The sequence below is a fragment of the Protofrankia sp. CiP3 genome (genome assembly GCF_917627345.1).
Lineage (GTDB): Bacteria > Actinomycetota > Actinomycetes > Frankiales > Frankiaceae > Protofrankia.
Genome location: NZ_CAKJTM010000022.1, coordinates 16,611 through 32,337, shown reverse-complemented (window position 1 = coordinate 32,337; position 15,727 = coordinate 16,611). Strand labels below are relative to the sequence as shown.

The window sequence follows — 15,727 nt, the reverse complement described above, 5'->3', positions numbered from 1 at the left end:
CCGCATCCGCCGATACTGGGTACGGGCCACACCAATCGTGGCAGACAACCAAAGGGGGCAGCACACGTGACGGGTCGGGTCGCGGTCATCGGCGGTGGGATTGTGGGGCTGGCAGTGGCCCGGCGGATCGGGCAGGTCGATCCGGGCGTGACCGTCACGGTCTTCGAAAAGGAGCACGACGTCGCCCGCCACCAGACCGGGCATAACAGCGGGGTGGTTCACGCCGGGCTCTATTACCAGCCCGGCTCGCTGAAGGCGACCCTGTGCCGGCGCGGTGTCGCGCTGCTGAAGGAGTACTGTGCCGCCCACCGCATCCGCTACGACGAATGCGGCAAGATTGTCGTAGCGGTCGACGACAGCGAGCTGGGCAGGCTCGCCGACATCGCCGACCGGGCGCGCGCCAACGGCGTCCCGGGCACGACCATGCTGGACGCGGACGGCCTGCGTCGCTACGAGCCGCATGCCCGTGGGGTGGCCGCGCTGCGCTCCCCCACGACCGCGATCGTGGACTACCAGGCCGTGGCCCGTGCGCTGCGTGACGACGTGCGGGACGCGGGCGGGTCGGTCCGCACCGGCGCCGAAGTCGTATCCGTCGACGACCGCGGTGACGGTGTCCACCTGGGCCTCCGGGTGCGGGGGACGGCCCGGGTGACCCCCAACGGAAACCACGCGGCCGCGTCGAGGGCTGGCGGCACGGTGACGGAGGTGTCCGAGACAGCCGGGCCGTTCGGCCTCGTCGTCGCCTGCGCGGGGCTACAGTCCGACCAGGTCGCGAGGCTCACCGGCGAGGACCCCTCGCCGCGGATCATCCCCTTCCGGGGCGAGTACTGGCTGCTGCGGCCGCAACGCCGGGAGCTGGTACGAGGGCTGATCTATCCGGTGCCGGACCCGCGGTACCCCTTTCTCGGCATCCACCTCACCAGGCGGGTGGACGGCGAGGTCCTGGTCGGCCCGAACGCGGTGCTCGCGGCCGCCCGGGAAGGGTACACAGCCCTGGCCGTCGATGGATCGGACCTGCGTCAGACGATCGCCTGGCCAGGCTTCCACAAGATGGCCCGCACGCACTGGCGGACCGGGGCGCGCGAGATCCTGTGGACGGCCAGCCGACGCGCGTTCGTGGCACAGGCCCGCCGGTATGTCCCGCAGCTGCGGGCCGCCGATGTCGTCAGGGGTCCCGCGGGCGTCCGCGCGCAGGCGGTCGCCCGCGACGGCAGCCTGGTGGATGACTTCGTGCTGTCGATCCGCGGACGGATCGTGCATGTCCGTAACGCACCGTCACCAGGTGCCACCGCGTCACTGGCGATCGCCGAGCACATCGTGAGCAAGGTCGTCCCGGAACCAGCCGCGTAGGAGCGCCCGAGGACAGGGCGTTCGATCAGTGAGCGGCTCATCCGCGCCCGGTCCGGCAAGGCGGCGGAGGAAGGCGCCCTGGTGCTGGGCGCCGACTGAGGACAACGCGGCCGGGCGGGACGCGGGGAGCCGCGAGCCGGACAGCCCTGTCCTCGGGCGCTCCAAGAGCGCCCGTCACATAGTCACCCGGCCGCCACCCAGTGCATGGCGCCGCAACTACGGCTCGATCCCAAAACAGTGCCTTTGACCTGTTGGTCTATCATGATGCTCATGGTCACGTTACGTGATCGGGGGGGCAGTCAGAACGTCGACCGGTCACCAAATGTAAAGTAGGGAAGTAGCCAGATGTTCCCTGTTCTTGGCGGACGCCGCCGATTCAGCCGGCGCCGAACGACGATGACGGCGGCCGGCGTCGCCATTATCGGCCTGCTGTCCGCGCTCGCAGCGTGTCAGAATCCGACCGCTCCGACAAGCCCGACCGCCAGCCACAGCCCCGACGCCACCGGCGCGTCCACCACCGTGTCGGAGGGCGTCGCGACAGTACCGGTGCCACCGGCCCAGCCCGGGATCGCCCCACCCGACTTCAGCACCTTCGCCAAGTGGAGCGATCCCGCGACGTGGGGGGGCACAGTCCCCGCCGCCGGTGCGGTCGTCACGGTCGCGGCGGGCCGACGGATACTCGTCGACGTCGACGTACCCAAACTGGGAGGCTTGGAGGTCGACGGCGACCTCGCCTTCGCGGACCGGCCGACGACACTGCGCACGGCCTACATCATGGTGCACGGAAGCTTCTGGATGGGCACCGAAGGTGCCCCGCTCACCAGCGCCATCAGGCTCGTCCTCGACGGGCGCCCGACCGACAACACGATGGGTATGGGCGCGGACGTCCTGGGCTCGATGGGTGGCCGCATCGAGATCCACGGCAGGGATTCCGGCCATACCTGGACGAAACTGTCACAGACGGCCAACACTGGTGCCACCACTCTTTCGCTCATCGACCCCGTGTCGTGGCGTACCGGCGATCTGATCGTCGTCGCCTCCTCCGACCTCGACGTGAACCACAAGGAACGTGTCACGGTCGCCGGGGTTTCCGCGGACGGCAGAACGATCACGATCGACAGGCCGCTGGCCCACCGGCACGCGTCGATAGTCACCGCCCAGACCTCCGGCGGCGAGACCCGCTCGGTCGAGGAGCGGGCCGAGGTCGGCCTGCTGTCGCACAACATCGTCATCACTGGCCCGGATAACGCGGCGGCGACGAAGTTCGGCGGCCATGTCATGATCATGAAAGGCGGCACGCTGCGCATGTCGAACACCGAACTCGACCACATGGGCCAGTTCGGAGTACTCGCCCGCTACCCGATCCACTGGCACTGGGCCGGCGACCAGAGCGCCTCGCTGGTGGACAACGTCAGCATCATCGACAGCTTCAACCGCATGGTCACCATCCACCGGAGCAACAACGTCCATGTCAACGGCGTGGTGGCCGATGAGACCTACGGCGCCGGCTTCTTCCTCGAAGATCGTGTCGAGGAAGGGAACGTACTGACCAACAACCTGGTGATGGGCGTCCATCAGGTCCCGGCGGGTACCAGGCCGCTACGCGCGTCGGACCAGATCCCGTCGGAATTCTGGATCACCGATCCGAACAACATCCTGAGCGGCAACTCCGCGGCCGGCGGTGACGGCGTGGGTATCTGGTACGACTTCGACATGAACGCGGTCGACCCCGGCAACGCCAGCGACGACGCGATCCACGACGCGGTCGACAAACCGTTCGGTCTCAACCAGAACAGCACCGCCCACTCACACACCATCCACCCCGCCGACTTCCCGGCGGAAGGCGTCCCGGGTTCGGGCATCAGCGTCGAGGCCTACAACGGTGACTTCACCCGGCGCGGCCGGATGATCAATCCGAACGTGTGGAAGAACGAGGGCTTCGGACTGTGGATCGACGGTGCGCTCACGACCGACAACCCGACCGCCGCGAACAACAGCATCGCCCTCAACTGCCAGGACACCGCCATCAACAACGGCCTGCTCATCGGCAACAACACCGCCAACACCGGTACTGAGACAGGGCATATCCAGGCGCTGATCCGCTTCTATCACGGCCAGTGCGACACGAACGGGACCTGGCTCGCCAACTTCAAGCAGGCCGCCGGAGCGGATCCCGGGCTCGCGGCCATCAGCGACATCGGCGCGAGCACCTGGGACGCGACCAACCGGGTGAAGGGGCTGAAGTTCTTCGGCGACGGGTACCGCACCCTGTTCGCCAGCAACAGCCCGTACTTCGAAGCGGCGGAATCCGGCCACTCACACTGGTTCGCCGATCTCGACGGTTCGGTCAAGGGTGACGGAGTACCGGCGATCATCCACAACGACTCCGCGCTGCTGCGGTCACCCGCGGACAGGACCATCTACAGCCGAGTCGGTCCGGATTACTTCCAGGGCGCGGACTTCGGCACCTGGAGCCCGCTCGACCGTGGCTTCATGCGCCTGCGCCTCGGCCTGGTCGACGACCACTGGACGTGGAAGCGCACCGACGGCGTCACCGGCTACAGCGGCACCGTCGGCGTGGTCGAAGGCCAGCGCTACCAGGTGACCCCACCGTCCGGGGGAACGCTCAGCTCGCTCGACTTCGACATCCACGGGACCGATCCGGGTTTTGTCGACCTGGTCATCCCCTGGGCGGGCAGGTCGGCACCCAGGGCCAGCTTCAAGTTCTGGGGCCAGGACGTCCCGGTGAAGATGGCGTCCAGCGTCGCCAGCATCGGCAAGGACGGTCAGTACTTCGTCTCCGGCGGAAACCTGTATCTGCGTATCGAGGTCGGCGGGACGGGCGTGACGTTCGGCAACGGCGGTGACCTGCGCAGCCTGTCCAACGCGGACCAGTACTGGACCATCGGGTAACGCTCTGATCTCCGGTTACGCGACCAGATCTGGCCGCGTAACCGGAGGCCCGCGGGGCCATCCCAGCGACCCGGCTCAGCCGCTCAGCGGCTCAGCGCGGCGTCGCTGATGGCCGCCAGCAGCGGGAGGATGTGCGCCGACACCACGGTGGGGACACCGTGCTCGGCGCCGATACGCACCACCGCGCCGATCAGGGCCTCGTGTTCCAGCGGGCGCCCCGCCAACCGGTCGTAGAGCATCGATGTGCCCGACCCGGCGGGCTGGTCACGCAGCCGCTCGATGATCAGTTCCGGCAGCTCGTCGGCAATGGCCGCACCGTCGGCGTGGGCGACAGCGACCGCCTCACGCATGATGGTCACCGCGAGCCGGGCCATGTCGTCCCGGCGCAGCACCTCCAGGCGCCGGCCGGTCAGCGCTGTGAGCGAGTTTGCCGCGGTGTTGGCGGTCAGTTTCGTCCAGGCCTCGACGGCGAAGTCGTCCACCGGTCGCACCAGCCCCGCGCTGGGCAGAACCCCGGCGAACCGGTCGGCGAGGGCGCCGGCCGGAACATGCAGGAACCCGTAGTTGCGGTGCTCGACCACACCGGGCGCGACCGGTTCGGCGTTGATGTAGACGACGGTGGGGAGCACCCGCTCCGCGGGTACCACCGCCGCGACCCGCTCGGCCTGCCGGACACCGTTCTGGGCGATCACGACGACGGTGTCCGGACCGACGAGCCGGGTCAGCCACGTGAGTGCCGCCGCGTTCTGATGGGCCTTGGTCGCCAGCAGCACCCAGTCGACGGGCTCGGCATGCTCGGGGCTGGTCCAGACGGGCAGTTCGGCGCGGAACACCCCGTCAGGGCCCCGGAGCACCAGTTCGTCGAACCGCCGACGCACGCAGAGCTGTACGTCAGCCCCCGCGGCCGCCGCTCGGGCGGCGAAGAACCCGCCGACCGCACCCACGCCCACGACCGCCAGCCGTCCCGCCATTGTCGTCGATCAGCCCATTTCCGTCGTCAGGGGCCTTCTGCCGTCAGTGCCCCAGGACGCGGCACAGGATCTGGTCGACACGCAGCCACGCGTCTTCGGGGATCGGGCCGAGAGGGTGGGACAGGGCCGAGGTCGGCAGCCAGGCGACCAGCTCGGGCAGGACGGTACCGGGGATCGGGTCGGTGATACAGGCGTCGGCAGTGTAGTCGTCATGCGGCAGCGGGTCACCGGGGATGACCGGGCAGACGATCACCCGTCCAGTGCCGGCGTTGTTGTACATGTCCGCGGAGACGATCAGGGCATGGGCGAGGACGTCGACGCGCGCCCACACCTCACCCTGCCGCACGCCGCAGTTCCTCCAGCCGGGCGTACTCGGCCACCAGGTAGCTCGCGGTGACGCCCAGCGCGGTGTTGCGCTGCCGCTGGCGGGCGAACCGAGCGGTCCAGATCGACTCAGTCAGCGTCTTGTCCACCCACGCCGACAGTGTCATGCCGGCGGCGGTCGCCGCGGCGCGAGCCTGCTGGAGGGTCGCGGCCCGCACGGACACGTTCAGGTTCGGCATGCCACACACCATATGACGCACCATCACACGGTCACGGCGGGGTGGCGGCACACCAGTGGAGACGGAGACGCGGTGACCACAATGGCCAAGTAGCCATGGCGCCTGGGCCGGGCGCTCGCGCCACAGGCGCGGGGCGACCCGTCGCTGTCCCGCTCGCGAGCATCCAGGATGATCATTTGGCCAGCATCTGCTCGACGGCCGTCAGCGCAACCGCGTGGAAGCCGGTTGGGGCCGCGCGGGCATACGAGTTGCTGCCCGGGATTTCCGCGAGCGGGCCGTGGTACGGCTCGGTGGGCAGGTCCGTGATGTCCCAACAGCCGGCCGAACTGAAGATCACCTGATCGTGGACGACCGGGGCGATGCGCAGGACGGGCCCGACCGCGGTGCCCGTCTGCCGCGCCGGCCAGGCGATGGCGAACAGACGCCCGTCCGTGCCCCACAGCGCGCCCGCGTCCGCGCCGGGGATCGGCCCCACGGCCCCGCTGGCGCTGCCGATCCAGCCCGTGCTGTCCGAGGTGATGACCGGGCCGCTGAGAGTCCGCACGGAATGCATGATCATTTGATGGAACGCCTGCCCGTCGATGACGGTCTCCCCGGTCAGCGAGCCGCTGGCGACAAGCACCGATGCGCCGCCCTGCCCCGCTATGGCCAGTGTCTGTCGCAGGGAGAGCGACACGCAGCCGTTTGCCGCGGCCCGCGTTCCTGCCGCGCCCGGCTGGGCGGTCGTGGCCGGCCGGGGTGGCGTTGCCCATGTCTGCAGCACAGCGGCCAGGATGACGATGGCAGCCCCGGCCAGACCGCCGATGACGAGGGTGCGGTTGCGGGCACGGCGCTGCCGCCTGCTGCGGAAGCTGCTGTGGATGGCGGTCACGACAGCGCCCGGATCGGTGTCCTCCTGGGCGCGGGATGCCAAGAGCTGTTCGAGGTCACCGTGCTCGCTCCTTGTTCGCCGAGGTGGTCGCGGCAAGCCACGGTGCGGCGCGGGCGGGGGAGGAACGCGAGCGCGCCGCACCGGGTGCGCGGACAGCCGGAGACCTGGGCGATCCGCTCGCCGGGTTCAGCCAGGAGGTGGCGGAGCATCGCGGTCCTTCCCCTGCCTGGGGGACGTCAGACCCGATTATAACGTTATGACGCCGTTACCCACCTCATTCTTGCGGGATGAACGATCAGCGATCGCTACAAAACGCCGATACGCCGCCTGATTGTCGGGGATGGCCGGTGTCACCCGGTCCGCAGTGACGCGCCCGGGATGCCGTTGACGACCGTCCGCATGGACGAGAAAAGGACGTTCGTGCTGCACTTGTTGCCACCCGCGTCGTACACCGCGCCGCAGGCGGAGCCTGTCATGCCCGCACCCAGAAAACCCTGTATCATTCCGGCCGCCCGGACCTGCCCGGACGACGTACTCGCGAGCGAGATCACCGGGCCGCCGCTGTCACCCTGGATCTGCGCGATCGCACCGCTCGACTGCTGGACACCTTCGATGGTCGAAAACGACCCGCTACCATCATTGAATGACACCAACAGGTTTGTGACCTTGATGTTACAATGCTCGCCGGAGTTACCGCCACCCGTGCACACGAAGTCGTTGACGCCCAGGTCAGCGTAGCCTATGACGGTCTTCCAGAAGTTATTGGAATTGTATGCCCCGTCGAATGCCAAGGCCGCCCCGGTAGCGCTCAGCACCCGGCCGCCGCCGTCCGTGGAGGTGCGCACGCCGGTGCCGTACCTGTTCGACGCGGCTCGATCCTGATAGTCGTCCGCGCTGCAGTGACGTGCGGTCGTCGTGTTGGACGTCCCGCCGAGGTTGACAGCGAACCCGCTGGAACAGGTGTGTCCGGTGGAGGGGCTGAGCATGTATCCACCCGCGTTGAACGGTGCGAAGTCGTCGTCACGGCCGGTGCTCGTGTCAGCGCTGACACCTGGTGTGACATGCACCGGCACCCCCATGACCGCCGTAGCCCGCGACCGCACCTGCGGTGCGCGCCGCTCCGCCGGGGCCGCGGTGTAGGTCCCGTTGACGGTGATATCGTCATCCGTCGCCCCGACAGCGGCGATGAATGAAATCTTGAACCCGGCCCATTCACCTGCGGCCGCCTGCTGCCAGATCTCGTTGGTAGCCGCGCGGATCTGCCGCAAGCTGTGTGCACGCCGCTGGACGGACACCGCGATGCCACGCCGCTCGCCCTCTTTGACAATCGCTGACAGCAGGGGTGTGTGGGGGCCGTACCACATGATGGTGATCGCCTTGCGCGCCAGGTCGTCGATTGAGCCGACATAGCCGCTGTCAGCGAAGCCGGCCTGGTCGATCATCCAGGACCTGAAAACGGAGAGCGCTTCCTGGTTACTGATGGTCGTGGCCCCCACGGTCTGGATGAACGCCTGAGTGACCGCGTCACCTCTCGCGCCCGGCAGCCCCGATGCCGTCCCGGCGCCGGTGGCGACCACGCCCGCCGTGGCCGTCGCACCGAGCTGCACGGTGAAAGTGGCTAACGCCAGGAGAGCGGCCAGCGCCGCGGTGAGTTTCCCGCGCCGCGCGCCGGCCCTCCTTGCCGACTTCCTGACCGGATCGTCTCGCATCGTCGTTCCACCCTTCCCGGGTAATGGGGCGGTCTGGCGGGAGGCCCACGGACGCCTGTGCGCATGAACAGGAGAAGCGGCTCGGTGAAAGCTGTGCGCCGCCAACGAGAAACACAGCCACTGGAGCGGAAGAATGCATCGCCGCAGATCAGCGGACTACAGAGCCACGGCCAGCCGGCCTTCCCCTGACGGCCGCGACGGCCACGAACGCTGATAATCGTCACCCGACGGGGCGGGACAAACACCGGGGAGGCAGTGCCGTATGCCAGCTGACATGAACGTCGACTCCAGTCAGTCCAACCAGAAAGACCGCGCACAGCGCGGCGCCAGTACGGATAATTGAGTTACCGGAAAATCGAGCCGTGGGGCAAGCAAGTTGTACATGCCCATCCGTTAGCGTCGAAAGGCACCGGACAGATACTGCCAGCAAGCATCCGCACGCACACTACATCAATCGCAGAGTTGTTAATCTGTAGATATTTTCTACAGCCGGCCGCTGCTCCAGCGCGCAACCGGGGATAGCGGCCAGGATCTCCACGGATATGGAAACCCGCAGGTAGCGGCGCAAAGAACGTCTATCATCCGCACACTTTTTTGTATTCGATCTTTCCCCGAACGATGCCGGCGGCGTCAGCCGCACGAGACAGCCGCTCAACGAGCGGAACAGGGCGGGCTCCGGGTTGGAGTCACGGCGCATCGATGCGACGCTCACCCGCGTGAGACTTCCGGGCATGCCGGCAACATCCTTCGAGCAGTTGGCGACGCGCTGGCAAGCCGCCCGCGACAGCAGTGAGATCATTCATCTCGATGCGGCCGGGTGCGCGCGGATGAGCCGGGCCACCATCGCCGCGGCAGGCGCCTACCTGGCGGAGGAGAGCCGGGCCGGCGGGTACGTCGCCGAGATCCGCCACAGCGAGCCGCTGGCACAGCTACGCGCGGATCTCGCGAACCTGCTCGGTCCTGATCTGTCGGCCGGCGACGTGACCTTCCACCACTCGGCGTCCACCGCGTTCGCCGCGCTTGTCGACGCCTGGCCGCTGCCCGCCGGTGGCCGGATCGGTGTGGTGCCCGGCGAGTTCGGGTCCAACGCGATGGTGCTGGCCGCGCGGGCGGCCCGCGACGGCATCGACCTGATCGACCTGCCGGTGGACGGCTACGGGCGGATCGACCTCGATGCCCTGGACCGCCACGGCCCCGCCGGCCTTGACCTGGATCTGGTGACCTTCCCGCACGTGCCCTCCCAGCGCGGGATCGTCCAGCCGGCCGCCGAGGTCGCCGCGCGCGCCACCGCCGCGGGCGTCCCGCTCCTGCTGGACGTCGCGCAGTCCCTGGGGCACGTACCGACGGTCGGGCTGGGCGCGGCAGCCTATGTCGGGACGTCCCGCAAGTGGTTGTGCGGGCCGCGGGGGGTGGGTGTTCTCGCCATATCGGCACGGATCATCGAACGGCTGGCCGCACCGGCCCGCTGCCTGCACACGGCGAGCTGGGACGGGCACGGACCGCCCGTCCCGCTGACCGGCATCGCCGCGCTGGGGATCGGCGAGTCTGCCGCGGCCGCCAGGGTGGGTCTCGCGCACGCCGTGGGCGAGCTTGTCGATGCCGGGACGGCGGTGGTGTCGGGGCGGATCGCGGCGCTCGGGACGCTGGCACGGCGGCGGCTTGACGGGGTGGCCGGCTGGCGGGTGGGTGAGCCGCTGGCCGAGCCCAGCGGAATCGTCACGCTCGTCCCGCCGCCCGGGGTGGATCCGCACGCGGTCCGCGACCGTCTTTACGCCGAAGCTGGCATCCTGACCAGCGCTTTCGCAACCAGCCGCGCCCCCCGGGAGATGACCGGCCCGCTCCTGCGCGCAAGCCCGCACGTATACAGCGACCCAGCCGAGATCGAGGCCCTCGCGGACGCCCTGGACAGGTTCACGCGGACCCGCTGACAACCACCGGCAACGCGTCGTGGAAGCTGAATGTCACGTTTGCTGAAATAGCAGGCGTTGTAGCCAGACCTGACCGGCCGAGGACGGCGTGACCATGCCACCTGACGCACCGCCGCCAGCCCCGAAGGGCTTCGCCCTCATATCGCACGGCGCGGTCATGGTCCAAGCGGCCGTGCTGTTCCGTGTCCTCACCGGTGTGTTGAGCCTCGCGCAGGTCGCGATCTGGTGGTCGTGGACCTGGTCGCACCCGTGGACGCTCGCCGGCCCGCTTGCCGCGGCCGCCTGGACCGTGCTCGTCGTGATCTTTCTCACCCGTCGTGGCCTCGACCCGCGCGCCAGTTTGCTTGAGCTCGCCCTGGCCGGACCGCTGGCCTGCTTCGGCGCGCTGATGATCCCGCCCACGACGGTTGGGGACGCGGCCAACTGGGTCTATGTCACTGTCGGCGGAGCCACCGTGACGGCGGCGTGGTGCCTGCCGGTGCGGGCCGCGGTGCCGGCCGTCGCGAGCGTCGCGGCGGCGTACTGGGCCGGTGCGGCCATGGTGGGGCCGTCCGGGCCGGCCCCGGGGGTGCCGGCCCGCTCCGTGGTGCTGCTCGCGGTCATCACGACAGCCTGGGCGCTTACCGTACGGACCGTCCGTGCCCATGCCGTCGATGCCGATGTCGACCTCGCCGCGGCGATACGCCGGTACCGGATCGCAACGATCGTTCGCTCCCGGGCACAGGACCGCCGGGAGCAGGAACGCCTTGTTCACGACACGCTCGTCAACACCCTCACCGGAATCGCGATGGGCGCCGTTCACCCCACCGGTCCGGCCGGGGCGGAGGGAACCACGGCGGTGCCCACCGCCGATGTCCGCGCCCGCTGCGCACGTGACCTGTCCGTGCTGGAGGCGTTCCTGGCCCGGGGGACGCCTGGGGACAGCGCCGCCGGTACCCACGGCGGGCACGGCCTGCCGGCAGCGGCATGGGACGCCGGACAGGCCGAGCGGGCCGCGCTCACCCGTGACAGTGGCCAGCTCATCCGCACCCGCTACGAGACCGGGCTGGCCCGCGGTGTTGCCGTCTTCGTCCTCTGCTGGCACGCCGCGGTGCTGCTGCCGGCCGTCACCATGGTGAGCAGCTACCGCTGGCCGGCGCTCTCGCTGGCGCTATGGCTCACGCTGGCGGTTCTCGCCGTGGCCACCGCCACCGTCCTGCTCCGGCGAGGTCTGCGGGGCTGGGAGTCCGCAGCTTTGCTGACCACCGCGGTGCTCACGGAACTTCTGGTCGGCCTGACCTGCCGTGGCTACAACGTGGTCGGTTTCGCCAACTGGGCGCTGCTCGGTGCCGGTTGGCTGCTGGTTGCGACGGCGGCGAACCGCCCGGCCAGGGAGGCCCTGCTCGGTACCACGGCCGTGACGGTTGTGGCTGGCGTGCTGGCCCTGCGTGAGGCCGGCCCGGGGCCACTGGCACTCACCCGGCTGGCCGCGGTGACGTGGGGGCTGTGGGTCCCGCCGCTGGCGGTCATGGTGGTTCGCCGTGCCATGGCCGCGGCTGGCCCGACCGTCGCGCGGATCGTGGCTACCGAGGCTGAGCTGAACGCGCTGGAGATCTCCGCCGCAACGGTCCGGGCCGACCGCGCCCGCCGCTGGGACATGCTCGCGACCCGTACGCTGCCGCTGGTCCAAGCGATCGCGGACGGTCTGCTCGACCCGGCGGACGAGGCCGTGCGCGGCCGCTGTGCCGCCCAGGCCGCGACCCTGCGCCGGATGATCACTGGTACAACCGTCCTGGACCTCGAGCATGTGATCGCCGTCGCTGAGCGCCGGGGCCTGCGGATCGAGACCCAGCTGCGCGGAGATCTCAGCGCTGTACCGGCCGGGGCTCGCAGCGCGATAGCCCGCATGGTCGACGAGTCCCTCGCGCCCGTGGCCGCCGGCCGAGTCCTGCTGACCGTGCTTGGTGGCAGCGACGAGGCCCAGGTGTTCGTGTCGTTTCCCACCTCTCCCACCTCTCCGGCCTGCGCGCGGGCTGTCCGGGCCATCGGCGTGGGCGACCGGATGGAGGGCCATCTCGACGCGTTCACGGACATGGCGGACGGACGCGGCTCCCTGGAACTGCGATGGAGCCGATGAGCACGCTCATCCACCCCTGTTGCCCGGCGCTCTTAGAACGCCCGGCAACAGGGGCGTGGATCAAGGAGCGGGGCTGGGGTGCGTGCATCGCGAGGCGGCGGAGGGAGTCACCGGAGGTGTTGGGTGGCGACCGACGACAACGTGGCGAGGTGCGTGCCCCAGCCCCGCGACGCCGCGTCCCCTATTGCCGGGCGCTCTTAACCGATCCGAAGGGACCAAGATGTTCGAAAGGGTGAAGTGGTAGGCCCTGCCAGGCCCCGCGGCCCGAGCCCCTGCGCCGCGGATCGAATGATCTCCGTCGCGGCCGTTGATGATCATCCCATCGTCCTGCACGGGCTCGAGGGACTGCTCGCGGGGACGCCCGACTGCACACTCGTGGCCAAGGCCGCCAACATGGCGGAACTGCTCACCGGCCCGGGAAGGCACGCCGACGTCGTCCTGCTCGACCTCGACCTCGGTGATGGCAGCACCGCGCCGGACAACATCCGGCGGCTGACCGACACCGGCCCCGCCGTGGTCGTGTTCAGCGCGACAGCGGCGCCGGCCGCTGTCCGTGAGGCCATCCGCGCCGGTGCGTACGGTTTCGTGCCGAAGACCGAAACCGTTGATGATCTGGCCACGGCCATCCGGGCCGCGGCGGCCGGGAACGGCTGGGTATCGCCCCAGCTCGCCTTCGTCCTGCTCACCGACGACGCGCCGGATCGCCCGGCGCTGTCCGCGCAGGAGCGCGAGGCGCTGCGGCTGTACGCGGGCGGGATGCCCATGAAGTTGGTGGGCAAACGCATGAACGTGGGGACCGAGACCGCCAAGCAGTACATCGAACGGGTCAGGATGAAGTACCGCAAGGTCGGCCGCGACGCGACAACAAAGATCGATCTGTACCGCCGGGCGGTGGAAGACGGCCATCTCAGGCCCGACGGCACCGGATGACCCCACGCCCGCCCCCGCCCCCGCTAGAGAGCTGGGCGGACCCCCTCGGCATGCCGTGTCCTGAGCCCACCTGTCACCCGTCTCCCGCGCTGTCCCTCAGGCCGCGTCCCACCCCGCCCCCCGTCTCAGGGTGGAAACGCGCGCCGTTCGGGGCCACTGAGCGACCGTCACCCAGCTTGGCCCGGATGCCACGCGGTGTCATGACCCCACAGCTCAGGACGAAAGGACCCCCATATGGGGGACGGCCATACCGGGGATGCCCCTGTCAGGGACGGCCGCGGCGTGACCCGAAGCGGGCGAACAGCGAACCGCCGACAACGGCAAAGCCGCCGAGAAGCGTGATCCACAGACCTGGCCCGACCCGGACCGAAATGCCAAGATCCATCCCGGCCGGCCGGGTGCCACGCAGGAGCTGGAACAGGTCGAGCACCGCCATAAGAACGATCATGGACCCGGTGACCGCGGCGAGGATCCAGAGCAGCCCGCTTCGCGCACGGACCATCAGCGTCCCGCCGAGAACGGCGGACACGACACCGAACAGCAGCGTCGTCGCGCCGTACTGCTCCGCGTCGGTGCCCTTGACCGAAATCTCGATCAGCCCGAAAGCGCTCACGGTAGCCCACGTCATGAACGAAGCGATGGCTGTCGCGGCACCGGCGGCAAGCACCACCAAGCCGCCGAGTGTTCGGCTCAGGCCCGGCCCGGCGCCGCCAGCTGTGCTCGCGTCGGCGATGGCATCCCGCGCGTCGGCCCCCAGTGGCGCGCCCCACAGCTGATGTTCTCCAGCGCCCGCCAGCTCATTCGGGACTCCCCAAGCGTCCAGGGCGTCCACGGCGACACAGTCCGCCGCCGGCGGGCCATCGTCGGATCGGGCCCAGCGCGGATCGGCCGTACGGGCCATTGCCGCGCGCCTTTCCGCTTGCCACCGCCGTGCCTGCTCGTGTCCGCGGTCGTCACCGGTGGGTCGGGATTGCGGGCCGCCCGCATCGGTCTCGCCGCTCCAGTCAGCGATGCGCTCGGTCGGCGGCCCCCATGGACTGCGATCCTGTTCGGACACACCTTCCTCCCTGTACGGTCAGCCGGCGCGGGCCGACCATGGCGCCAGCCGCCCCGCGGAGCTGATTGGCTGGCCCACCAGCCGGCCAGCCAATCCTGATCCTTGGGTGTTCACCGCCGGATCACGCGCGCGGGCCGCAACAACCAGCTACCAACAAGCGCGACCAGCCCGGCAACCAGGGTCAGGACGACACCGGGCCCGGGAACAACGCTTATCTGATCAGCTGAAATGCCACGGAAGGATGACAGCGACGGCGGTCCCGCGATGATGTCCATCGTGGACAGCACCGTGACCCCGGCCGCGAGCACCCGCGCAACCACTCCATCCGCTGCCCCCGCCGGACGCCCGAACAGGCGCGCGAAGCCGATCATCAACAGGACGGCACCGACAACCAGTGTCACACGACCGTCGCCAACCGTCAGCCCCGAAAACGTACGGGTCTCCGCCCCGCTGCTCAGCGTGCTCCACGGCAACACCGCGCCCGCTCCGGTGACCGCGCCCGCCGTACCGACGACAAGGCCGGCGAGCCGGCCGGCCCTGGCCGGCCGCGGCGGCACAGCCCAATCCGGATCGACGATGCCACGCTCGGTGCCCAGCGGCGGTTCGGCAGCCACACCGCTGGCAGGGGCGTCCTCGGCAGCGCTCTCCCGAGCATCGGCATCCCAGCCGGCACGCTGCCGGGCAACGGCAGGCTCGGCCGAAAGGAGCTGCCCAGATCTCCCTGCTGGGGCTCGCAGGCGCGCCTGGGGCAGCTCACCAGCCCGGCCGTCGAGGCTCATGTCCGGGGCTGCCGTAGCCGGCTCCCATCCGCCGGCCAGTCCGGCGCCAGGGTGGCCGGCTTCCGCGGGAGCGCGGAAAGGAGCACGATCGCGCTCCCGCGGGCCGCTGGTGGGAGCGGACGGCTCAGCGGTACGCCCGTGGTACCCGAACACCGGGTCGGCACTCGGATACGCCGGCCGGTGCCCGACCGGGCCTCGCTGCGCCCCGCCCGGCTCGGCGGACGCAGCGGACGGAACGTCGAAGTCCCGATGCTGCGGAAATGGGTACAGGGTGTCACGCCCCTGGACCGGGCGGGACGCCTCCGGGCGGTCGGCCACGGCTGGCCGCTGCCCGTCTGACGGCCGCGGACGCTCATCCGGGCCCGGTGGCCGCGCGGCGTGCGCGCGCTCCGGCGCGGGCCCCGGTGGCCGAGGCTGTCCCGCTGGCGCGGACGGTTGCGCTCCGCTCCGCGAGTGGGGCTGGGACGCGGGCGTCCAGGGTGGCGGCTCGGCACGCTCGGAGCCTGTCTCCGGCGCTGGTGACCGTGATCGATGCGGGGA

Annotated in this window: 12 protein-coding genes; 5 read left to right on the top strand and 7 right to left on the bottom strand. The window is 69.9% G+C overall.

The window, feature by feature from the left end; genetic code table 11:
• Nucleotides 1–66: 66 nt before the first annotated feature.
• Together lhgO and MJ797_RS10965 are read left to right on the top strand one after the other, a co-directional pair.
• Nucleotides 67–1,350 (top strand): L-2-hydroxyglutarate oxidase, encoded by a 1,284-nt coding sequence (lhgO, locus tag MJ797_RS10970; protein WP_239334215.1) that lies wholly within the window; start codon nucleotides 67–69, stop codon nucleotides 1,348–1,350.
• A gap of 345 nt (nucleotides 1,351–1,695) precedes the next feature.
• The gene (locus tag MJ797_RS10965; RefSeq protein ID WP_239334214.1) at nucleotides 1,696–4,263 is read left to right on the top strand and encodes a G8 domain-containing protein; all 2,568 of its coding nucleotides are present in this window, start codon (nucleotides 1,696–1,698) and stop codon (nucleotides 4,261–4,263) included.
• A gap of 83 nt (nucleotides 4,264–4,346) precedes the next feature.
• Here the strand turns inward: MJ797_RS10965 and MJ797_RS10960 are convergent, their stop codons facing one another.
• The 5 genes from MJ797_RS10960 to MJ797_RS10940 form a co-directional block, all read right to left on the bottom strand.
• Nucleotides 4,347–5,234, bottom strand: a complete 888-nt coding sequence (locus MJ797_RS10960) for a 2-dehydropantoate 2-reductase (RefSeq protein WP_239334213.1) — start codon at nucleotides 5,232–5,234, stop codon at nucleotides 4,347–4,349.
• Nucleotides 5,235–5,277: 43 nt separating this feature from the next.
• The gene (locus MJ797_RS10955; protein WP_239334212.1) at nucleotides 5,278–5,580 is read right to left on the bottom strand and encodes a hypothetical protein; all 303 of its coding nucleotides are present in this window, start codon (nucleotides 5,578–5,580) and stop codon (nucleotides 5,278–5,280) included.
• A complete protein-coding gene (locus MJ797_RS10950; protein ID WP_239334211.1) occupies nucleotides 5,567–5,797 on the bottom strand; it encodes a hypothetical protein in 231 nt (76 codons plus the stop codon). The genes MJ797_RS10955 and MJ797_RS10950 overlap by 14 nt, the downstream gene beginning before the upstream one ends.
• A gap of 172 nt (nucleotides 5,798–5,969) precedes the next feature.
• Entirely contained in the window at nucleotides 5,970–6,764 is a 795-nt protein-coding gene (locus tag MJ797_RS10945) for a hypothetical protein (protein WP_239334210.1), read from the bottom strand.
• A gap of 254 nt (nucleotides 6,765–7,018) precedes the next feature.
• A complete protein-coding gene (locus tag MJ797_RS10940) occupies nucleotides 7,019–8,377 on the bottom strand; it encodes a S1 family peptidase (protein ID WP_239334209.1) in 1,359 nt (452 codons plus the stop codon).
• A 716-nt stretch (nucleotides 8,378–9,093) separates the two neighbouring features.
• Between MJ797_RS10940 and MJ797_RS10935 the strand changes: the two genes are divergently transcribed.
• From MJ797_RS10935 to MJ797_RS10925, 3 genes are all read left to right on the top strand, one after another.
• On the top strand, nucleotides 9,094–10,305 hold the full coding sequence (locus MJ797_RS10935) for an aminotransferase class V-fold PLP-dependent enzyme (RefSeq protein WP_239334208.1): 1,212 nt from the start codon (nucleotides 9,094–9,096) through the stop codon (nucleotides 10,303–10,305).
• 88 nt (nucleotides 10,306–10,393) lie between these two features.
• Nucleotides 10,394–12,421, top strand: a complete 2,028-nt coding sequence (locus MJ797_RS10930) for a hypothetical protein (RefSeq protein ID WP_239334207.1) — start codon at nucleotides 10,394–10,396, stop codon at nucleotides 12,419–12,421.
• Nucleotides 12,422–12,709: 288 nt separating this feature from the next.
• The gene (locus MJ797_RS10925) at nucleotides 12,710–13,351 is read left to right on the top strand and encodes a response regulator transcription factor (RefSeq protein WP_239334206.1); all 642 of its coding nucleotides are present in this window, start codon (nucleotides 12,710–12,712) and stop codon (nucleotides 13,349–13,351) included.
• Between the two features lie 265 nt (nucleotides 13,352–13,616).
• Here MJ797_RS10925 and MJ797_RS10920 read toward each other — a convergent pair whose 3' ends face one another.
• Together MJ797_RS10920 and MJ797_RS10915 are read right to left on the bottom strand one after the other, a co-directional pair.
• A complete protein-coding gene (locus MJ797_RS10920) occupies nucleotides 13,617–14,408 on the bottom strand; it encodes a hypothetical protein (RefSeq protein ID WP_239334205.1) in 792 nt (263 codons plus the stop codon).
• A 110-nt stretch (nucleotides 14,409–14,518) separates the two neighbouring features.
• Nucleotides 14,519–15,505: a hypothetical protein gene (locus tag MJ797_RS10915; protein WP_239334255.1), complete on the bottom strand. Its 987-nt coding sequence runs from the start codon at nucleotides 15,503–15,505 to the stop codon at nucleotides 14,519–14,521.
• Nucleotides 15,506–15,727: the final 222 nt, after the last annotated feature.